This window comes from Flavobacterium aerium (genome assembly GCF_030766725.1).
GTDB lineage: Bacteria > Bacteroidota > Bacteroidia > Flavobacteriales > Flavobacteriaceae > Flavobacterium > Flavobacterium aerium.
Map to the genome: position 1 here is coordinate 21,446 of NZ_JARQWR010000004.1, position 22,344 is coordinate 43,789.

A 22,344-nucleotide genomic window follows, 5' to 3' on the forward strand; every position below is an offset into this window, starting at 1 on the left:
AAACGAAGAAGCTAATTTACTAATTAAAAATTTTAACCGATTTAATAATCGCTTCTAATTCGTGCATTAAATCTCTTTTCGGTGTAGATGGGGCATACGTGAATCCTTCAATGATTACCATTCGATTTCGAACTTTATCCACAATAGCATAATTAATAAAAGGCCCAGACATAAAATCATTTCTCAATTCCCAGGTCCCTTTTGTAGCATAAGCTTTTCGATTGTCTATCAAAGTATTCACCACATAAGGAGCATAAGATCCTTCTGTAATCATTTGTGTATTTTCTAATTTTCCATGGATGTATAGACTACCTATAGAATCTCGCATTTTCACAATATTATGTACCGTATTCGTATCTTTCTCAATACTGACCAAAGGAACTTGATAAATCAAAATACTGGAACTGCCACTTGGGATTTCTTTTTTAATCCACATGAAATTGTCTTTCTCCATCACGTATTTAAAAGTGGATGGAATTTTCAGGGATAAATTAAATTTGCGGTTGATCTTTTTTTCGTCTAATATTTTTAGACTGCAAATGCGTTGACATTCTTTAATTTCAGTATTCTTAATTTTTTGAATAATCTGATCCAGATGTTTTTCCAGTAAGTTAACAATCTGGGGAATGTTCTTTCCGGAAATATAAATTACATTTTGAGGTTGAGCATAGAAATCCTCAACAATTTCAAAATTATTTTTGGGTTGTTTTTTAACCACAAGAATATTACGGCCATCCATCATGGTGCCATTAAATACTTTGGTTGGATATTGATTGATGCTAAAAAGAGGTTCTTCTTGAGGTAATCCATCAATTGGGGCAGCGAGTTTTTTTCGGATACTATCTCCTACTTCGCCGTTCCACAGTGGATCGTCAATAAATACGGAAATGTAGTTTATCTTTCCGGTAGATTGGTTACTATTTCTCCTCTCTTTCTTTGAATCACAAGACATGAATAATAAAGAAAGAGAGAAGAACAGTACTAAAACATTCTTCATGGTATCGGGATTAAAAAAAGAATGCAACTAAATTTTAAAAGAATTATCCTTTAATTTTAAGCTTCATTCCTGGTTTAATATTGTTACCACTAATACCGTTCCATTTTTTTAGATTATCTACAGATACTCCAGGATATTTTTGTGCAATCGAAGAAAGTGTATCTCCTTTTTTCACAACATATTGTTTAGAAGTTGCAGCTTTTATCTTTGTTTCTGCTTTTGCATTATAAGCGATTACGGTATTATTCTCATCTCCGTAAATCTTTAATTTCTGACCTGACTTAACTGAATTAGCTTTAATACCATTCCATTTTTTAATATCGGCAATAGTCGTTCCGTATTTTTTTGCAATAAGTCCAAGACTTTCACCTCTACGTACTGTATGCGATTTTGTAACTGTTGAACTTCCATCTACTGTAGCCACTTCAATTTTATCTTCAACATAAGGTTTCTGATTTGAAATAGGTCTTTCTCTTTTATCAAATTCCCCTTGCGCATACGCATAAATCTTATCTTCATTTGAAGCAAAGATTCCAATTTTATCAACTGGTAATCTTAAGTAATGGTTTTTATTTGCTACATAAGGAATAATGTCCAATTTGTAAATTGGGTTCAAGAACTGAATTTGTTTTACCGGAACATCCAATAATTGAGAAATTTGTTGGAATGTAATTTGGTGTTTTACCATAATTGTATCTGTTGCCAAATACGTAATCGCTGGTTTTTGTGGAACAATGCCGTGTTCTTTATGGTACTCATAAATATACATTGTTGCCAAAAATGCGGGTAAATATCCTTGTGTTTCTTTTGGAAGATTTTTTCTAATATTCCAGTAATTCTTATATCCTCCAGAACGTCTTATTGCTTTAGAAACATTTCCTGGTCCTGAGTTATACGATGCTAATACTAAATCCCAATCTCCAAAAACATTATACAAACTTGATAAATATTGACAAGCTGCTTCCGTTGCTTTCAAAGGATCGCTTCTTTCGTCTACGTATGAGTTTACTTCTAAATTGAATTGTTTACCAGTAGGATACATAAATTGCCATAATCCTGTTGCTCCTACTCTTGATTTTGCTTTTGGGTTCAAAGCAGATTCGATAATGGCTAAGTACTTAATTTCCATTGGTACATCATATTTCGATAATGCTTGTTCAAACATTGGGAAATAATAATCGGAAATGGCCATTAATCGTTCAAACGATTTTTTTCTGTTTTTCAGAAATGATTTAATTACATTCTCTAATGATTCGTTGTATTCTACATTAAAAGGAGACTTCGAAGACATGGCCTTCAAGCGTTCTTTCAATACATCTGTTGGTAAATCATAAGCAACTGTTTCATCTAGGTTTACTTTGCTAACATCAATATACATGTTATCAAACAATTCCTGATTAGCCAATTCCTTCATCCACAAACTATCAATAGAGGCTGCTTTATTATGTGATACAAAACTTTGCTTTAAAGAATCAAGTTTTGATAATTTAGTTTCATTAACTATATGGATTTCCTTGTCTGCACTTTCCTGAGCGAATAGGGTATTCCCTAGGAGCAGTAACAGTATGGGTAGTATGTTTTTTTTATTCATAACTTTCAAAATATAACCTGTTAAATTCCAAATCTTTACAAATCAGAAACACAAACTTAATCAAGTTATAACTATATTTTTATTTAAATATTGTTAAATGTGATAATTAATCTTGAATTGCCTTAATTCCTGGTAAGCTTTTACCTTCCAACATTTCAAGCATAGCACCACCTCCCGTAGATACATAACTCATTTTTGGCTCTAGGCCAAATTGTTTCACTGCAGCCACAGAATCTCCTCCGCCTACTAGTGAAAACGCTCCTTTTTCGGTAGATTCTGCAATATAGTTCCCTAATGAGATTGTTCCATTTGCAAAATTTTCCATCTCAAAAACACCTAATGGACCATTCCATAAGATTGTTTTTGATTCCATAATTACCGTTCTGATAATTTCCAATGATTTTGGCCCGGCGTCTAATCCTTGCCATCCATCTGGAATTTCATTTACTGGAACAATCTGCGTCTCAGCATCATTACTAAATGCATTTGCTGCAACTACATCTACCGGTAAGTGTATCTGAACTCCTTTCGCTTTGGCTTTTTCTAAAATTTCAAGTGCCAATTCTTGTTTATCATCTTCACAAATCGAATTACCGATTTTACCACCTAATGCTTTTATAAATGTAAAAGTCATTCCTCCTCCAATAATTAAATGATCTACTTTATCTAATATATTTTCGATCACTGTAATTTTAGAAGATACTTTGGATCCACCCAATACTGCTGTAACAGGTTTCTCACTATTTTTTAAAACTTTATTCAGGCTTTCTATTTCCTTCGCTAATAGTATGCCAAAGCATTTATGTTCTGGGAAAAATTGTGCAATTATAGTTGTTGAGGCATGAGCACGGTGTGCAGTACCAAATGCATCATTTACATAAATATCTCCTAATGCAGCTAATTTTTTTGCAAATTCAACATCCCCCGCTTCTTCTTCTTTGTAAAATCTTAAATTTTCCAATAACAATACTTGACCGGGTTTTAAATTGGCCGCTGCTTTCTCAGCAACTTCTCCAATACAGTCTTTGGCAAATAAAACCTCAACTCCTAAAATTTCTGCTGTTTTTGCAACAATATGTTCTAGTGAATATTGAGCTTCCACTCCTTTTGGTCTCCCTAAGTGTGACATCAAAATTACGCTTCCACCATCTTGAAGAATTTTTACAATCGTCGGTTTTGCTGCTTCGATACGAGTAGCATCTGTTACCTTAAAATTTTCATCTAATGGCACATTGAAGTCTACGCGGATTAAAGCTTTTTTATTTTTAAAATCGAAGTCTTGTACTGTTTTCATTCTTTAGGTTTTTTCGTTTGTTTTTACTTGGATTGACAAATATAACTTTTTTCATTTATTATCATATTCGAAAAAGTATTAAAAAATAGCCTTTCATTTTTACGAAAACGTTGTAAATGATTGTTTTGACTGAAAATAATTGCTTTTTAAAAAATTTACAGAGAAATCTGTTAAAATTTAAAAACCATCTTTTTTTTTCGTCTTTTTTGAGAATTTTGCAAAAAAACAGATTGGAAAATGATAGGATAACCGTAGTAGTAATTAAAGAATATAGGTGTTGATAGAGTACACACATTTATATTTTTCCAATAATCTGGATTGGTCACGAAAGGCTATTTTAATATCATTATACTTCGTAGCATGTTGAATATCTCTTGTAGTTAGTAATACTCCAAACAGTTCCATACTGTAATAATCGCCATTTTCGTTTAGAAGTACATACATTATTTTACCTATTCATTGATGAATTGGCATCAAAGGTATAAATTAATTTCATGGGAAAACTCCCCGATTATTTAAGTTATTCAGGGAATCGTAAAAATAACGAATCCCTGAATAAACAAAAAATATTAAAATCTTATTGGTGGAACTGCACTTGGATCTGTAGATGATTCTTTTAACATCTTATAAATCATCTCTTCTCCTACTGTTTCAATAATATAATCTCTTGATTTTTTTGCGAGATCGGTTACTTTTTTCATATCGATGTTCACCAGTTTACCGTTTGCTTTTACAATTTTACCATCTACTAATACCATATCTACTTTCTCTGAATTTCCTTGAAAAACAACATGAGCCATTGGATTATATTGATGTGAAAGATTACGGTCATCACTATTATTGATTACAATCATGTCGGCTTTTTTACCGGGTGTTAAGCTCCCAATTTTATCTGCCATATTCATCCCTTGAGCTCCACCCATGGTTGCAAATTGAAGTACATGCTCTGATCTTAATTTATTAATTGGGTTCAAATGACCGTCTTTATGGGCTAACATATGTTCATAAGCTCTATCTGCCCCCAAGGTTGTACGCATTATCTCAAACATGGACTGATTCCAACGCATATCGGTATCTGATCCAAGTCCAATAGGAATTTTATGATTACATATCGGCGTTATTCTTGGATACCCTTGCCCTGCATTACAATTACTACAAGTGGCTATTGTTATAGTTCCTCCTGTATCTTTTATGCGTTTAAAATCATCATCCGTTATAGAAACAGTATGTATATAATTCACATTTTCGTTCATGAATCCATTGTGAAACAATCGTTTAATCCACACTTCATGATCCCAACCATAAAGTCCAGCATGTGTTGCGATAGGAATCCCACGATCTTGAGCAAAACGCCAAGCCGCAGCATCAGGAAAAGCAGGGTCTCTTGTAGAATCCAAACCCATTTTCATTGAGACTAAACCATCTGTTGAACCATATTGATCCCACATTTTAGTAACATGTGTAGTAGTTCCCCATTCTTGGGAAGGTCCATAAACATTGGCATAATGAAAACGTCCCCGAACTCCCGAATCTTCTAACCCTTTTACAGCTGCTTCGATATGATCTGTTGTAAGACCTATGTCTGCCCAATCTGCAAATGTTGTTATTCCGTGTTCTAAACTTTCTACCGCAGCTAATAGATTTGATGCATAAACATCTTCAGGTCTGAATTTTGTACCCAATACCTGAATCATCCATTTGAAATAATCCAATAATGACCAGTCACCACCCACTCCACGAGTTACTGTTTCCCAAGTGTGTCGGTGACTATCGATAAATCCTGGCATTATTATTTTTCCCGTAATGTCAATTATTAAAGCATCCGATGGTACTTCCGAAACTATTCCAATTGCTTTTATTTTATTTCCAACAACGAGTATATCACCTTTAACAATTGTTCCAATTTTTGGATCCATACTAATAATTGTTCCTCCACGAAAAAGTAAGGGTCTTTTATTTTTTTTGTCCGATAAGTACTTATTTAATTCTTCCATAATTTTTATATCTAGATTATTTTTATATATTTTTAAACAAAAAATCAGATGATTTAATGGTCTTTTGTATGATTTCGCTTTTATATAAACTAATGACTCATAAAGGTCTTGGATATAAAACGCACTCCAAATAAGAAATCTTAAGAAATCAGAAAAGCTATCTATGTTTCTATTGGAGAAAGATCATTTTTCCATTTGCAAAGATTACTTTTGTAACAATCTTTTAAAATCAAAAATATGTCCTCTCACCATATTGTTCGCGATGATCAGGAACCCGCACTTATTATTGCTAATGGCGCTGCCTGTAGTGAAGAATTATTAGGACAATTATTGGAATGGTCTCCCTTAGTGATTGTTTTGGATTCTGCTATTGACCGTGTATTGAATCTCGGAATAAAAGTAGATGTTCTATTGGGTGATTTTGATGGTGGTATAGACCCAGAACAGTATAAAGAATTACAATATCCACTTGAAATTGTATATACACCCGATCAGGATAAAACGGATTTAGAAAAAGCCTTTGATTATTTAGTCGAACGTAAAATACCTGCAGCCAATGTTGTATGGGCAACTGGAAAAAGAGCCGATCATACTATAACTAATATTACAAACATTGTTCGTTTTCGTGATGTCCTGAAAATTGTAATTTTGGACGATCATTCGAAAATTTTGCAATTACCTCGAAAATTTGAAAAATGGTATACCGCTTCTACTCCTATTTCACTGATTCCTGTAGGAACCGTTTCTGGAATTACCACACACAATCTAAAATATCCACTCCATAATGAATCGCTAATTATTGGTTATCGCACAGGTAGTAGTAATGAGGTTGTTGAAGATGGAATTGTTTGTATTGAACATACCGAAGGTAATTTATTACTGATGGAATGCTTTGATTAGCTATTGAGAAACATTTGACATTCCTCCTATTTTTATAGTAGGTGATTCCATCAAAGATTGCATCATTCTAACTTTTTGCTCTATATTTGCTACATGCAATTTTCAGAAATTTTAGGACAGGATTACATTAAAAATCATTTGACAAAAAGTGCAAATGCTGGACGTATTCCGCATGCTCAATTATTTGTCGGACCCGAAGGATCTGGTACTTTACCGATGGCTATTGCTTATGCACAATATATTTTATGCAATAATCAGGAGGGAGAAAATTCGGGAACAAATACGGCTTGTAACTTAAAGTTCAATTCTTTATCGCATCCTGATTTACATTTTATTTATCCTATTGCTCCCAATGATTCTATAAAAAGTCATCCTACCAGCGCAGAATTTTTAAAATATTGGAGAACATTTGTTGCTGAAACTCCTTATGGCGGTTTGTTCGATTGGTATAAAGAAATTGGGATTCAGAATAAACAAGGACGTATTGGTGTTGATGATGCTCTTGAAGTATTAAAAGCATTAGCACTAAAATCCTATGAAGGAGGTTATAAAGTTATGATTGTGTGGATGGCAGATAAGATGAATATTGCTGCTTCCAATAAATTACTAAAGATTCTGGAAGAACCGCCAGCCAAAACTTTATTCATTTTAATTTCTGAAAATGAAGAAGATATTATTCAAACGATTCGTTCCCGTTGTCAAGTACTTCATTTTGGAGGACTTAGTGAAAAAATTATTGCAGATGCTCTTGTTTCACGTGAAAAAATTGAGCCTCAAAATGCATTAAAAATTGCACATCAGGCACAAGGAAATTATAATAAAGCGCTTCATTTATTAAATCAAGATAGTGAGGAAACTCCATTTGAAGAATGGTTTGTACTTTGGGTTCGTGCAGCTTTTCGCGCCAAAGGAAATGCTGCTGCCATTCATGATCTTATTACATGGAGTGAAAATGTAGCCAGCTTAGGTCGTGAAGCACAAAAAAAATTCCTTCATTTCTGTATCGAAATGTTTCGTCAGGCATTGTTGATTCATTATCAAACACCCGAATTGGTTTATATGGAACCGAAGGTGGAAAAATTTAAATTAGAAAATTTTGCTCCATTCGTCAATGGAAACAATATCCATGAGATATTCCAAGAACTTTCGGATGCCATTTATCATATTGAACGTAATGGTAATGCAAAAATTATTTTGACCGATTTATCAATAAAACTAACTCGTTTAATCCATAAAAAATAAGCGTATGAACTATATCGGAGAAATCTTTATTCTACTTTTTCTAGCGTTAACTTTTTTGCAATCTGGGTATGAAAAAATCATGGACTGGCAAGGAAATGTCAATTGGTTAAAAGAACACTTTGCTCAAACTTTTATTAAAAATCATGTCCCAAAGAGTTTACTAATTCTTCTCATTTTGGAAATCATTGCGGGTACTTTAAGTGTCGCCGGAATTATTCAAATCATTTTTAATGATGATAAATCTTTAGGATTTTATGGTGCAGTTGTTTCTGGTATCGCTTTGCTATTAATGCTTTATGGACAACGTATTGCAAAAGATTATGATGGTGCTCGAACGATAGTAATCTACTATATTCCAACTTTGGTCGGTATCTTTTTACTGAACTAAATTACTCTGCTTCTAAACTTGCTTTGTATAATTTTAATTCGTTCCACGTGAAAGTTTCACCGTGCTGTTCTTTCAGTACTGTTAAAGATCCTTCGGTATAGTCCGAAAATGCTTTGGCAAGCGCATCAATTTTTTCACTTTCCAAAACGGCTTCAAGAACTAAATCACCTGATTTTACTAATTTTATCAAATGCCCCCAAATCGTATTTACTGATACTTTACGAAGTATTGCAATTTCATCAATTCTTTTGTTTTCCTGAAGTAAAAATAAGGTTTGTTCCACAGTAGATTTTTTGGCTACAGCTGGTTCTTTGTTTACCGTTTTTGATTTTTTTATTGGAACCAATGATTCTAATTCGTCGTATACATCGGATGTCTCTAATAATGATTTTGATTCTGCTGTTTCCATTCTCAATTGCTTGAGCTTAGAAACTTTATAGCTCATAATATCATCATTCCAGATACTTTCTTTGGTAATTTCTTTTCCTTCACCAATGCGTTCCGCCATCAACTTTGCTTTTTTCAATGCTAAAACGGCTGTGACTTGTAAATCTTCAATTTCAACTAATTCTTCATAAAAGGCTTTAATCTTTTTAGCTTGTTTGACTTCTTCTTTCTTTTTTAGAATACTATAGACCAAATTGTCCATCGTTTTATAGAAATAATCATACGCTGCTTGTACACGGGCTAATACAAAATCCTGATCAAAAGGTTCTTTACGGAATATACTTTCTAATTGATTGATAAATTTTTGCGAAGGTGCTATTAGTGATTCTATTTGCTGTGCTTGAGCATGAGCCCATTTTTGGTGTTTTCCTTTGAGTGATTTTGCTCCTGCTTCAAGATAACTCACTTTATGGACTTGCCATTCCTGATTTAATAGTCTCCAGTCAAAAGCAGTTTTCAGGTAATTCAATAGAAATGTTCGGGTTTCTTTTTGAAGAGTCGATTCTAATTCTCCTTCTTCCGTTTTATTCTTTGCATACAGCATTACATTTTGATCGTTGCTAATGCCATTCATGCGCATCTCAGAAAGCAAAATAAGCCCCTCTAACGAGCGTAAACGCGAAAGCGCAACATAGGCTTGTCCAGGTGCAAAAACACGCGATACATCCAACACAGCTTTATCAAATGTTAATCCTTGGCTTTTATGAACGGTTATGGCCCAAGCAAGCTTCAAAGGATAATGTACAAAAGTGCCTAAAACTTCTTCTTTTATTTCCTTCGACATTTCATCTACAGAATATCTAATGTTCTGCCATTCATATCGATCTACTTCAATTGTTTTATTTTCTTCTTTGAAATGCACCATAATTTCTCCATCGGAAAGGGATTCTATCACGCCCATTTTTCCATTGAAATAATTTTTATCCAAGGACATGTCGTTCTTCACAAACATAACCTGTGCTCCTACTTTTAATTCTAAATTTAATTCTAATGGAAATAAATGAATTGGAAAATCACCAACAACTTCGGCTTCATAAGAGAATAAAGGTCGTTCCAATTCTGTCAAGGCTACCGCATTAATTTGATCGGCCTGGCTATTATGGGTCGTTAAAGTAATATAACCCGGATTCATTTTAGTATCGAAATCAGGATTTACAAATTCATTCAGCACTGCTAAGTTTTCTACCGTAATCTGATTATTTCTAAGATTGTTTAGTATCTCTATAAATCGTTGATCGTTTTGTCTATAAATTTTAGTCAACTCAATGTAGAGCAATGGATTTTGTTGAATTACTCGGGCATTAAAAAAGAAAATACTTTGGTAATAGTTTTTAAGATAAAACCATTCTTCTGGTTTTACAATCGGTGGTAATTGTAATAAATCACCAATAAACAATACTTGTACACCTCCAAAGGGTTTATCATTTTTTCGAACATTGCGAATACACCAATCTACAGCATCTAATAAATCGGCACGTAACATACTGACCTCGTCAATAATCAATAATTCCATTGCTCGGATTACTGCTTTACGCTGACCTGACATATTAAAATGGCGTCGTAAGGTATCTTTTGTTTCAAATTTTACTTTATCAAAACTAGGTGGTGTACCAAATTCGGGAATGAATCCGCCAAAAGGCAATTGGAATTGGGAGTGTATCGTTGTACCACCAGCATTTAAAGCAGCTATCCCTGTAGGAGCTACTACCACTACATTTTTATGGGTAGCTTCAATAATTTTTCGCAACAGTGTAGTCTTGCCTGTACCTGCTTTTCCCGTTAAAAAAATAGATTTATGGGTTTGATTGATAAAACGCAATGTATATTCTGAAGGCTCTATTACTGATGACATGGTCTAAAATTGAAAGACGCAAGATACTATCATTCTACGTATCAAAAGGAATAATTATAATTTTTATAAGACAATAAACAACAATTATTTCGTGTATATTATGCTATAAATAATATATAAGTATTTATATATCAATTAATTAAAACTAAAAAATCCCGATTACGTATTGTAATCGGGATTTTTTTATAAATTCTTAAAGAAATTATTTCTTCTCTTCTGTTTTTACAGCTGGAGTAGCTTCTGTTGTTGCTCCACCTTTTTTGTATTTATCATTCAAGGCTTTTACGATTTCTCCTGTAATATCGTATTCTTCTTTAGCGTATAAAATATTTGCAGATTCACCTGTACCGTAGATATAGCTATATCCTTTTTCTTTACCGTATTCTTTGATGAATTTCTTAACGCTTTTTACTAAAGTATCCATTTCAGAACCACTTTCTTTTTGTAAAGTTTGCATCAAAGATTGTTGCATGTATTGTAATTCTTGCTCTCTCTTTTGTAATTCTTGTCCTTTTTGTTGTGCCCATGCAGCTCCTCTAGCTTGTGCATTTTTTTGGAAATCGGCAGCTTCTGCTTGGAAGTGTTTTACCTGTGCATCTAAATCTTTACCCATTACTTCAGACTTAGATTTGTATTTTGCTTCTAAATCTTTGGCTTCCGTATATTCATCTAATAATTTTGCTGTATCAATATAAGCTGTTTTTACTTCAGCTGTTTTTTCAGCAGGTTTGTTACAAGAGATCATTGCAATCGCCAATCCAAGTATTAATAATGATTTTTTCATCTAAATAATATTTTTTTTTAAATTTTTGGTAAATGTATAAAATTATGATTTGAACGCAAATTATATTTTCAAGGTACAAAATTTCTATTTTCAGAAAAGCTAAAAAAATGATAAAAATATTCATTTTCATCATCATAAACGATTCTTATAGTTTTCAAAAAAAGCATAATCCAAACTTATTAAAAGTGCCTTTTTTAGCTTTCAAATAAAAGCGTATCTAAATTTCGGCACCTTACGGGTTATTTCTCCTGTTGAAGTTACTTTAAATCGCTTTAAAATGATTTTTAGCTATTTTTTAATACATAAATATGCGAGGAATATTCTTTTGTGCTATTTCCTTTCAAATTTGAACGAAATCCGATGTACACTGCTTTTAAAAAATTCATTTTTCCGTTTTTGTATTTTTCGGAAAGTAAACTTACATAATAGGCATCCCATTTCATCGGTAATACTTTTTCTAGTTTTAAATTTTCTTTTTGAAAAAGTAATTCAATTGCTTTTTTTGAAAAATGCCATAAGTGTCTTGGTACATCAAAAGCGGCCCAATGCATTCCATAGTGTTTTGCATCAAATGAATTAAAATTTGGTACAGCAATTAGAATTGTTCCTGTTGGTTTTATTATTCTTTTTAATTCCTGAATTTGTTCTTCCAAATTAGGTACATGTTCTAATACATGCCACATCGTAATAACATCAAAAGAATGGTCATCTAAATCTTTAGTGCTTTCTACAAAATTCACCCCTTTTTGTTGAGCAATACTTTTTGCTTTTTCACTGGGTTCAATTCCTGTAGTCTGCCATCCATCGGTTTTAGCTTTTACTAAAAAATCTCCTGTTCCTGCTCCAATATCTAATAATGCTCCTTTTTTGTTTTGAAGATTATTAATCATATTTAATTTATTGGTCAGTGCACTATTTTTTACAAAATGATATGCTTTTTCAAACAGTGATCTTTTCCCATCTGTATGTGAAATATAATCTTCACTTTCATAATATCTGGACAATTCGATTCCTTGTGGTTGCGGATAAGTAATTAATAAATCTAATGATTCATCATGGTACAAATCAAATTGTTCTTTTGAAACTGAAAAATCTTTCAAAGAAAGAAAATGTTTATGTTTTAAAATATCCATTAATAATTATAATATTCGTCTTTTAATTTTTTTAAATAAGTAATCGCGATATTCTGATATAATGATCCTTCTGCTAAACAATCTTCGTTATAAGAATTGACCATAGAAAGCGCAATGAATTTTGATTGGTTACCCAACTTTGTACTTTGTGGATCAATATTTTTTACAGAATAATTTTCTAGTTCTAAATACTTTTCCATTTCGGCCATATCGTATACTAAAATCTTATATCGATCGGCACCGATAGTTACCCAGAATTCTGTTGTTTGATACGTAATCAAATTGTACTTCTGTGTGATGTATTGTTCGAAAGGAATATTCTTTAAATTGTTTTCAAAGATGAAAGCATTTAAATTCTCTAGTCCAATAATATTTTTACCTTTTGATTTTACCAAAACGTAATCGTTTATTTCAACCGTTTGTCTTGCTCCTATACAACTAGACAAAACAAAAAAAAGAAATAATATTGCTATTATCCCTTTTATACTGTGCTTTCGCAAACTTCGTTCCACGTGAAACATTTTATCTTCCCATATAAATTAATAGTACTGAAATATCACTTGGAGAAACTCCACTGATTCTTGATGCTTGAGAAATGGTAACTGGTCTGATCTTTTTAAACTTTTCTTTTGCTTCATGAGAAAGGGATTTTACTTTATCATAATCAAAGTTTTCAGGAATTTTTATTTCCTCAAGTCTATTCAATTTATCCGCATTATTTTTTTCTTTCTCAATATACCCAGAATACTTCACTTCGATTTCTGCCTGTTCGATCATTTCCATATCCAAATCGTTTGCAGCAATATATTCTTTTACTTTCTCAAACTTCATGATATCATCAATATCAATTTGTGGACGAGAAAAGATTTTAAACATTTTATCGGGTTGTGAAATCAAAGCAGAACCTTTCTCTTCTAGGATTGGGTTGGTCTCTTCTACTTTTACACTTGTTTCTTTAAAGAACTGTACAAAGGCAGCCGATTTCACTTTTTTCTTATCCATTTTACGTAAACGTTCTTCAGAAGCTAATCCAATCTCATGTGACATTGGTGTTAAACGGAAGTCGGCATTATCTTGTCTTAGAAGCGTTCTGTATTCCGCTCTGGACGTAAACATACGATAAGGCTCTTCTGTTCCTTTAGTAATTAAATCATCGATTAAAACCCCTATATAGGCTTCATTACGTTTTAAAATGAATGGATCTTTCTCCTGAGCGCGTAAATGTGCATTAATACCTGCCATTAAACCTTGTGAAGCAGCTTCTTCATACCCAGTCGTACCATTAATCTGTCCCGCAAAAAATAAACCATCTACTAGTTTAGTTTCTAAAGTATGTTTCAATTGTGTTGGTGGAAAGTAATCGTATTCGATTGCATAACCTGGACGAAAGAATTTTACTTTTTCAAATCCTTCCACTGAACGCAATGCTTTAAATTGAATATCTTCTGGTAAAGACGTAGAAAAACCGTTTACGTAAACTTCAACAGTATTCCATCCTTCTGGTTCAACAAAAAGTTGATGTCTATCTTTGTCTGCAAAACGATTAATTTTATCTTCAATTGATGGGCAATAACGAGGTCCTAAACTTTTAATTCGTCCATTGAACATTGGAGAACGATCAAATCCTTCTCTCAAAATGTTATGTACTTCATTTGAAGTGTAAGTCATCCAACATGATTTTTGAACTGCCAAAGGTTTTGTTACATCCAAATAAGAAAATTTATTTGGTACAACATCACCTGGTTGTTCTGACATTTTAGAATAATCTAAAGAACGTCCATCCACACGTGGAGGTGTTCCTGTTTTCATTCTTCCAGAAGTAAAACCTAATTTTACTAAATCTTCAGTAATACCATAGGCCGCACTTTCACCTGCTCTACCCCCACCGAATTGTTTTTCTCCAATATGAATTAACCCATTTAAGAAAGTCCCATTCGTTAAAACAACTGTTTTAGATCGAATTTCAATTCCCAATGAAGTTCTGATTCCTTTTATTTTTCCTTGTTCTACAATTAATCCTCCTACCATTTCTTGATAGAAATCAAGATTTGGAGTTCGTTCAAGCATCAATCTCCACTCTTCTGCAAAGCGCATACGATCACTTTGAACTCTTGGACTCCACATTGCAGGTCCTTTAGACTTGTTCAACATCTTGAATTGGATCGCTGTATTATCCGATACAATTCCAGAATAACCTCCCAAAGCATCAATCTCTCTTACAATTTGTCCTTTTGCAATTCCTCCCATAGCAGGATTACAGGACATCTGTGCAATATTCTGCAAGCTCATTGTAACCAATAAAGTTTTAGAACCCATATTGGCAGCAGCGGCAGCAGCTTCGGAACCGGCATGACCGGCACCTACTACAATAACATCATATATATCTTGAAACATACTCATTGTTCCACGTGAAACATTTAATTAAACATTTAAAATAATAAGATTACTGTTCCACGTGGAACAAAGCAATTTTATCTTCTTCTTTACTACGCATTAATGCGGCTTCATCTTCTGTTTTATCTTTATAACCACAGTAATGCAATATACCATGAGCCATAACTCTCTTCAATTCTTCTTCAAAAACAGTATTGAAATCCACAGCATTATCTTTCACTCTTTCCACAGAAACGAATATATCGCCGTGTAATTCATTTCCTACTGAATAATCAAAGCTGATTATATCCGTAAGTGTATCGTGCTTCAAGTATTCTACATTGATCTGGTGTAAATATTCATCATCACAGAATATGTAATTGATCTCTCCTTCTTTCTTGTTTTCAGAAATAATAACTCTAGATAACCAGTCTGAAAAAATGGTTTCATCAGCCAGTTCGAAGTCTGTTTCGTAATTAAAACTAATCATCTTTTTTAAAATATTGTTGCACTTTAGCGTTGAAATTTGGGCGCAAAGGTAAGCTTTGTCTATTTAATATCTCTATGCTATTTAAATATTCTTGTAATGCAGGTGGCAAAGGCTTCGCTTGATTATTGAATTCTTTCTGGTTAGAATCAGATTTACGTTTATTATCTTCTCCTTGTTGCTGAATTGCATTCTCTAATTTTAGTAATTCATAATTTAGATTTAGCATCTTTTGAGCCGTTTCATTCTTGAATCCTTTATTCAAAATATCCTTTTCTATCTGCTTCATTTGATCTAAAGCACGCTGCCCATTATTTCCTAAACCTTCTTTTTCTAATGCTTTTTGTAAAGCATCTTTTAATCTTTGTTGTTCTTTATAAATTTCTAACAGCTCTCCTGCTTCTCCTTCTCCATCTTTTCCACCTTCACCTTGTGTACTTCCTTTACCATCCTTGCCAGGTTTATCAGATTTTCCTTCTCCTTTTTCTTTCCCCTTCTCAGATCCATTCTTCATTTTTTCTCCTAAACCTTTTTGTTTTTGGATAATATCGGACAATTGAAAACCTTTTCCTTGACCTGGTTTTGGTTTTCCTTTACCTCCCATTCCTTGCATCTGCATTTGATTTTGCATATTTGACAAACTTTCACTTAGAAAATCTGCCAAACGATTGGATGATGTAATCGTATATTGTTGATGAGAAATACCTTTTTGTAGCCCTGCATCAGCAAAACTTTCAATTGATTTATCAAGATTATAATGTACTTCCCCTACTTCTTTATTTACAAATTCGTTGATATCTGGATTACGAAGTGATAAAGCAAATAGACTATCATCAACATGCTTGAATTGTAATTTTAAATCTTGTTGTAATTTTAAATTTTTATTATACGTTGGAGCACCTTTTTTAAGTTTTTTAAATTGCTTCATTAAGTCTTCTTGAGAAAAAGAAAAGGCTAATAAATTATCTAAAATCTGACGTAACGTTTTCACATCTTCTTCTAATTTATCATTTCCACCAGCAGCCATCATACTCATCATATTCTTACCCATGTCCTTCATTTTTTTTGAAGCACTTTTTTGTTTCGATTTGGCTTTCTCTTTTTCATTCTTCTGAAGTTCTTCGGAAGCATTTTGTAAATCTTTATCGATACTTTTTTCTTCTTCTGGATCGGAAGGAATATCCAATGGAGATTTTAGATCTTTGTTTTCTTTATTCAAATCTTTTAAATCTTCCTGAATTTTATCGAAATTTTTATTGATCTGATCTTGATTTTCTTTAGTATTTTCTTTTGGTTTGTTAGTCAACTCATCTTGCTTATCTCCTAATTTATCTAAACGATCCGCTAATTGTTCCGCTTTTTTCTCCACATAGAATTTCTTAGTCAGTTCAACAAGTTGTTCTAAATTTTTAGTTTGATTCTTAGAATTCTGTTTGAACTTATCCATTTTATCAAACAATTCTTCTTCTTTAATTTTATTAGTTAAATCCTGAAGTTCATCTAATAGCTTTTGATTTTTTTCAACTTCTTTATCATTGTTTTTTATGCGTTCCAACAACTGTTCTTTGAACTCATCTTTTTTATCGGTTTTGAATTGTTCTAAGTTTTCTTCCATTTTTTTAGAAAACTCTTTCATCATCTGATCTTGTTGCTTCTGACGTTGAATAAAATCTTTTACTTTTTGCTGATCTTTGAATTCTAAATTATTCTTTTCTTTCCCTATTTTTTGTAATTTTTCAAGTTCAGCAATTTGTTTATCTTGATTTTTTATTGATTTTGATAAACTATTTATATTATCATTTTGTTCTTTTAAATTCAAATCTTCTTTTTCTTCATCCGTAGATTCACGATGAGAAAATACTGAAGACTTTGTGCTCTTGAAATTATGTAATGCATCATTATCAAAAACTTCAAAATAATACTCGTAGGATACTCCTTGTTCTAAGGTTAAATTACTAGGAAACGTAAAATAAAATTGATCAAATGTTCCTTGCTTAATCACAATATTGCTACGTTTAATATTTTCAGGTTGTTTCTTAGGATAATAGACAACTTGTAATTTTGTCAAACCATTATCATCAGATATTTGGCCCAAAATCACATTTTTTTGAAGTTTTAATGTATCAGGCGCGTTACTAGCCTGAATTGTAGGGAACTGATCTTTAATTACAGTGATTTGATAATTAATTTTTTCGTAGTTTTTAACGTTCTTATTGGAAGTAAGTATTTGATATTCTGTATTTTGATTGATATTTTTAGAAAATAAAAAGGTATTATTTTCAGTTTTAAATTCATTATTCTGAGAAAAATCAGTCCAAACAATATTTTCTGTATGCTGTCCCATGATTTCCCATGTAACTTTTGTTCCTTCTGGAACCATAGCATTACCAGTTCCTTTAATAATTTCGGTTTTTTTATTTAAATAACTTGGGAAAGTTAATTTCATTTGAAAATTAGCAATCGTTGGAACTACCATTATTCCTAATTCAAAATCTTTTGAAGCTACTTTGTTTGCTTCAAGATGAAATTCAATTTTTTGAGTTGGTTTTTTAAATGTATATTCAAAAACTCCTGGTTTGACATTTTCTAAATAATAACTTTCGTTATTCATAAAAATCATCGCATTTTCCGGAACTATATTACCTACCGTTTTTACTTGCAAAACAAAATCTTTTCCTTCTTCTGTATTTAAATTTTTATTTAATACTACAAAACTAAATGGAGCTGGTGGTAGAAATTTATGTTTGTAGTGCACTACTCTATCCAAACTTTGTGTCAATAAAGATCTATTATTCGACAACATAAAAAAAGCAAGTACTAATAATGGAATTATAGCCCAAGGCAAAAATTTAATGTTCTCTTTAAAATTAATTGCACTACTGAATGGAACGGGTTTTAAATTATTTGCTTTTTGGTCAATTGATGCTAACAATAATTCTGATTTCTCATTGTGTTGAGTCAATTGTAAAAAATTGGTCAATTGATCATTTACTTCACTAAAATGGTTTCCAATAATTTTTGAAGCATAGTCAAAGTCAATTCCTTTTTTTATTTTAAATAATTTAAAAGAAGGAAAAAGTATAAATCGAAATAAGAGAAAAAGTTCAACAATAATAAAACTCCAAAATAATAAAGTTCTACCTATTGGTGAAAGCCAAAGAAAATGTTCCACGAATAACATCGATAAAAAATAAAGTAATCCAATACCGATAAATAAAATTAATCCTTTAATTAATTCATTCGTATAAAACTTCTTTATAAAGGCTTCAAGCTTCTGATATATTATTTTAGAGTTTTCCAATTTTTATAGACTAGACTGTATGACGGATAAAATTACAATTTAAATTGAATAATCAAGAATTTTAAAACTATTCTAGTTGCTTGAGATTTTAATATATCGATGCAATCTCCATTTACTATTTTTTATTCAATTCTCAGGAGGCAATCAAAATAGATTCAGATTACTCTATTTCTCTTTAATTTTAATTTTCTTCAAATTATAGTTGTCAACATATATTAATAACAACAAAAAAAAAGAATTTTTAAATTTAATTTATTGTTTGTTATTATAGCTTGTTAATAGTGACTATAACTTTATTTATTTAGGCATTGTTTTCTAGTTATAGTTTGTTATACACAGTAATTAACAATGCTGTTCGTCGATAAATCTTTTAAAATCAACTCTTTATAAAACGTTATTAACAATGGTTGATAATAGGTTTTATATTTAAATTCTTAATATCTCTACTTGTTAATTTGTGTTAATAAAGTGTTTTTATATGCTGATAAGTATTCTAGAAATTCATCAAACTTAATTTGTTTTATCCAAACCAATTTTGGATTAGTGAAAATTTTGACACGAACAATAAATACTTGTAATATTCTATCTAAAGTTATAAACATTCAATGTTAGTTTATAATTAACTTAATATCAATTAATTATGAATATGAATTAACAAAGTGTTTTTCCATACGATAATAACTACAAACCATCACGTTATCAGTGTATTAGGTAAAGTTAACTTTAAGAACTCGTATAAAAAGGTATTTTTTCAAGGACTTCAAAATAATTTTAACAAAAAATAAGTAATCCAGTTTTCAAAAATAGAAAAAGGATTTTTAAATCGAAGAATCCTTTTTGAAGTTATTAGATTGACACATTGAATTGTATCTTTGTATCATAATTTTGAAACTATTATGACAAAAAGAGTTCGAGTGCGTTTTGCACCTAGTCCTACAGGGCCATTACACATTGGTGGTGTTAGAACCGCTTTATTCAATTATTTATTTGCTAAAAAACACGGAGGTGATTTTTATTTAAGAATTGAAGATACTGATCAAAATCGATATGTTCCGGGTGCTGAAGATTATATTATTGAAGCATTAAACTGGTGTGGAATCCCATTTGATGAAGGTATTGGTAAAGAAGGTAAATGTGGACCTTATAGACAAAGTGAACGAAAAGATTTATATAAACAATATGCAGATCAGTTAATTAATAACGGCTGGGCTTATTATGCATTTGATACAGCAGAAGCATTGGATGTTTTACGTAAAGAATATGAAACGGCTGGTAAAACATTTATTTATAATCATACTAATAGAGAGGAACTTGAAACATCAATCAAACTTTCTGCTGAAGATGTGGCTGAAAGAATTGCAAATGGTGTTGCCTATGTAATTCGTTTTAAGACACCTGTTGATGAAACATTACATTTAAAAGACATAATTCGTGGTGATATAAAATTTGAAACGAATCTATTAGATGATAAGGTTTTATTTAAAAGTGATGGGATGCCTACTTATCATTTAGCGAATATTGTAGATGATCATTTAATGGAAACATCTCATGTAATTCGTGGTGAAGAATGGTTACCATCAATGCCTTTACACGTTTTATTATACAAAGCTTTTGAATGGGAAGCTCCAGAATTTGCTCATTTACCATTGATTTTAAAACCAACGGGTAATGGTAAATTATCAAAAAGAGATGGTGATAAACTAGGTTTCCCAGTATTCCCATTAGAATGGAAAGATCCAAATACTGGAGAAATTTCATCTGGATATAGAGAGAAAGGATATTTACCAGAAGCGGTTATTAATATGTTAGCGTTTTTAGGTTGGAATCCAGGAACAGAACAAGAGATCTTTACTTTAGAAGAATTAATAGCTTCTTTTGATTTGGCTCGTGTGAATAAAGCTGGAGCAAAATTTGATCCTGAAAAAACGAAATGGTTTAATCATCAATATATTGCTAAAGAAGATAATGCAGTTCTAGCGGAAAAATTTGCACCAATAGTACTTGAAAAAGGATTCCAAAAATCAATAGAATATACAACAACAGTTGTTGGATTGGTTAAAGAGCGTGCAACTTTTGTAAGTGATATATGGGATTTGAGTGATTTCTTCTACGTTGCCCCTACTGTATATGATGAGAAAGCGACTAAAAACTGGAAAGAAGAAACACCAGAATTGATGCGCCAGTTAATCGGTGTATTAACTACTATTTCAGATTTTACGAGTCATACTATTGAAACTACTGTAAAAGAATGGCTAACGACCAATGAAATTGGAATGGGGAAAGTAATGCAACCTTTCCGATTGAGTTTAGTTGGAGCATTAAAAGGACCACATTTATTTGATATAGTAGAACTGATTGGAAAAGAGGAAACTGTCCAGAGAATTGAAAGGGCAATTGCTACATTATAACAATGAAAACAAAAGCGGTTCTCTTAAATTTTAAGAGAACCGCTTTTTTATTACTATTAAATTTGTATATTACCTAAATTAACTTTTTTAAATAACTCATCATTATGAACATTCCATTAATTGTAATTTTATTTATTGGATTCTTTCTTTTTCTAGCTTCTTTTTTTACAGTGCGTCAACAGACATCGGCAATTGTAGAGCGTTTCGGAAGATTCCATAGTATTCGTCATTCAGGTTTACAACTAAAAATTCCTGTTATTGACAAAATTGCCGGAAAAATCAATTTGAAAATCCAACAGTTGGATGTAATAATTGAAACGAAAACAAAAGATAATGTATTCGTGAAATTGAAAGTATCGGTACAATTTATGGTTATTAAGAATAAAGTATATGATGCTTTTTATCTTTTAGAATATCCTCATGATCAGGTTACAGCATATGTATTTGACGTAGTTCGTGCGGAAGTTCCAAAATTAAAATTAGATGATGTATTTGAAAGAAAAGATGATATTGCGATTGCAGTAAAACGTGAATTGAATGAAGCAATGACTACTTATGGATATGATATTATCAATACATTGGTTACAGATATTGATCCAGATATTCAAGTAAAAAATGCAATGAATAGAATTAACGCTGCCGATAGAGAGAAAACAGCTGCGGAATTTGAAGCAGAATCATCAAGAATTAGAATTGTAGCGAAAGCCAAAGCAGAAGCAGAAAGTAAACGTTTACAAGGACAAGGTATTGCAGATCAAAGACGTGAAATTGCGAGAGGATTAGTAGAAAGTGTTGATGTATTAAACCGTGTAGGTATTAATTCTCAAGAAGCTTCTGCCCTAATTGTTGTTACACAACATTATGATACATTACAAGCGATTGGTGCAGATACGAATTCGAACTTAATATTATTACCAAATTCTCCACAAGCTGGAAGTGAAATGTTGAATAATATGGTGGCTTCATTTACGGCTTCTAATCAAATTGGTGAAGCGATGAAAAAAGGAGCGAAAAAAAGTCATTTAACACGTGATGAAAGAGCAATGAAAGATGAACCTAAGCATTCGTATGAAGATCCTAAATATGGAGATGAAATTGATCCAAATAAGGTTTAATTGCAATTAAAAAGCCTTTTGAATATATAGAATAAAAA

17 protein-coding genes are annotated in these 22,344 nt (G+C 31.8%); 5 read left to right on the top strand and 12 right to left on the bottom strand.

The window, feature by feature from the left end; all coding sequences use genetic code 11:
* Positions 1–19 precede the first annotated feature (19 nt).
* The 5 genes from P6733_RS06575 to P6733_RS06595 all read right to left on the bottom strand — a co-directional run bounded on the left by P6733_RS06575 (position 20) and on the right by P6733_RS06595 (position 5,876).
* A complete protein-coding gene (locus P6733_RS06575) occupies positions 20–997 on the bottom strand; it encodes a DUF4837 family protein (protein WP_306351180.1) in 978 nt (325 codons plus the stop codon).
* Between the two features lie 43 nt (positions 998–1,040).
* Positions 1,041–2,588, bottom strand: coding sequence for a lytic transglycosylase domain-containing protein (locus P6733_RS06580; RefSeq protein ID WP_306351182.1), 1,548 nt, complete (start codon positions 2,586–2,588; stop codon positions 1,041–1,043).
* A gap of 106 nt (positions 2,589–2,694) precedes the next feature.
* Positions 2,695–3,882: a phosphoglycerate kinase gene (locus tag P6733_RS06585; RefSeq protein ID WP_306351184.1), complete on the bottom strand. Its 1,188-nt coding sequence runs from the start codon at positions 3,880–3,882 to the stop codon at positions 2,695–2,697.
* Between the two features lie 261 nt (positions 3,883–4,143).
* On the bottom strand, positions 4,144–4,326 hold the full coding sequence (locus P6733_RS06590; protein ID WP_306351188.1) for a hypothetical protein: 183 nt from the start codon (positions 4,324–4,326) through the stop codon (positions 4,144–4,146).
* A gap of 125 nt (positions 4,327–4,451) precedes the next feature.
* The gene (locus P6733_RS06595; RefSeq protein ID WP_306351190.1) at positions 4,452–5,876 is read right to left on the bottom strand and encodes an amidohydrolase family protein; all 1,425 of its coding nucleotides are present in this window, start codon (positions 5,874–5,876) and stop codon (positions 4,452–4,454) included.
* A 237-nt stretch (positions 5,877–6,113) separates the two neighbouring features.
* Here P6733_RS06595 and P6733_RS06600 point away from each other — a divergent pair, with 237 nt between their 5' ends.
* From P6733_RS06600 to P6733_RS06610, 3 genes are all read left to right on the top strand, one after another.
* Positions 6,114–6,776 (top strand): thiamine diphosphokinase, encoded by a 663-nt coding sequence (locus P6733_RS06600; RefSeq protein ID WP_306351192.1) that lies wholly within the window; start codon positions 6,114–6,116, stop codon positions 6,774–6,776.
* A gap of 93 nt (positions 6,777–6,869) precedes the next feature.
* A complete protein-coding gene (locus P6733_RS06605; protein ID WP_306351194.1) occupies positions 6,870–8,018 on the top strand; it encodes a DNA polymerase III subunit in 1,149 nt (382 codons plus the stop codon).
* A 4-nt stretch (positions 8,019–8,022) separates the two neighbouring features.
* Entirely contained in the window at positions 8,023–8,406 is a 384-nt protein-coding gene (locus tag P6733_RS06610) for a DoxX family protein (RefSeq protein ID WP_306351196.1), read from the top strand.
* A gap of 1 nt (position 8,407) precedes the next feature.
* Here P6733_RS06610 and P6733_RS06615 read toward each other — a convergent pair whose 3' ends face one another.
* The 7 genes from P6733_RS06615 to P6733_RS06645 all read right to left on the bottom strand — a co-directional run bounded on the left by P6733_RS06615 (position 8,408) and on the right by P6733_RS06645 (position 18,783).
* Positions 8,408–10,705 carry a helix-turn-helix domain-containing protein gene (locus P6733_RS06615; RefSeq protein WP_306351198.1) on the bottom strand — a complete coding sequence of 766 codons (2,298 nt, stop codon included), beginning with the start codon at positions 10,703–10,705 and terminating at the stop codon, positions 8,408–8,410.
* Between the two features lie 202 nt (positions 10,706–10,907).
* Entirely contained in the window at positions 10,908–11,489 is a 582-nt protein-coding gene (locus tag P6733_RS06620; protein ID WP_306351200.1) for an OmpH/Skp family outer membrane protein, read from the bottom strand.
* 284 nt (positions 11,490–11,773) lie between these two features.
* Positions 11,774–12,622, bottom strand: a complete 849-nt coding sequence (locus P6733_RS06625; RefSeq protein ID WP_306351202.1) for a class I SAM-dependent methyltransferase — start codon at positions 12,620–12,622, stop codon at positions 11,774–11,776.
* Positions 12,622–13,017, bottom strand: a complete 396-nt coding sequence (locus P6733_RS06630; protein ID WP_306351204.1) for a hypothetical protein — start codon at positions 13,015–13,017, stop codon at positions 12,622–12,624. The genes P6733_RS06625 and P6733_RS06630 overlap by 1 nt, the downstream gene beginning before the upstream one ends.
* A gap of 127 nt (positions 13,018–13,144) precedes the next feature.
* The gene (mnmG, locus tag P6733_RS06635) at positions 13,145–15,016 is read right to left on the bottom strand and encodes a tRNA uridine-5-carboxymethylaminomethyl(34) synthesis enzyme MnmG (protein ID WP_306351207.1); all 1,872 of its coding nucleotides are present in this window, start codon (positions 15,014–15,016) and stop codon (positions 13,145–13,147) included.
* Positions 15,017–15,065: 49 nt separating this feature from the next.
* On the bottom strand, positions 15,066–15,485 hold the full coding sequence (ybeY, locus tag P6733_RS06640; RefSeq protein WP_306351209.1) for an rRNA maturation RNase YbeY: 420 nt from the start codon (positions 15,483–15,485) through the stop codon (positions 15,066–15,068).
* Positions 15,478–18,783, bottom strand: coding sequence for a DUF4175 family protein (locus P6733_RS06645; RefSeq protein ID WP_306351211.1), 3,306 nt, complete (start codon positions 18,781–18,783; stop codon positions 15,478–15,480). Before P6733_RS06645 ends, ybeY begins: the two co-directional genes overlap by 8 nt.
* A gap of 896 nt (positions 18,784–19,679) precedes the next feature.
* On the opposite strand from P6733_RS06645, the gene gltX reads away from it, so the two are divergent.
* Positions 19,680–21,191 carry a glutamate--tRNA ligase gene (gene gltX / locus P6733_RS06650; RefSeq protein WP_306351213.1) on the top strand — a complete coding sequence of 504 codons (1,512 nt, stop codon included), beginning with the start codon at positions 19,680–19,682 and terminating at the stop codon, positions 21,189–21,191.
* A gap of 104 nt (positions 21,192–21,295) precedes the next feature.
* Entirely contained in the window at positions 21,296–22,306 is a 1,011-nt protein-coding gene (locus P6733_RS06655) for an SPFH domain-containing protein (protein WP_306351215.1), read from the top strand.
* The last annotated feature ends 38 nt before the right edge of the window (positions 22,307–22,344 follow it).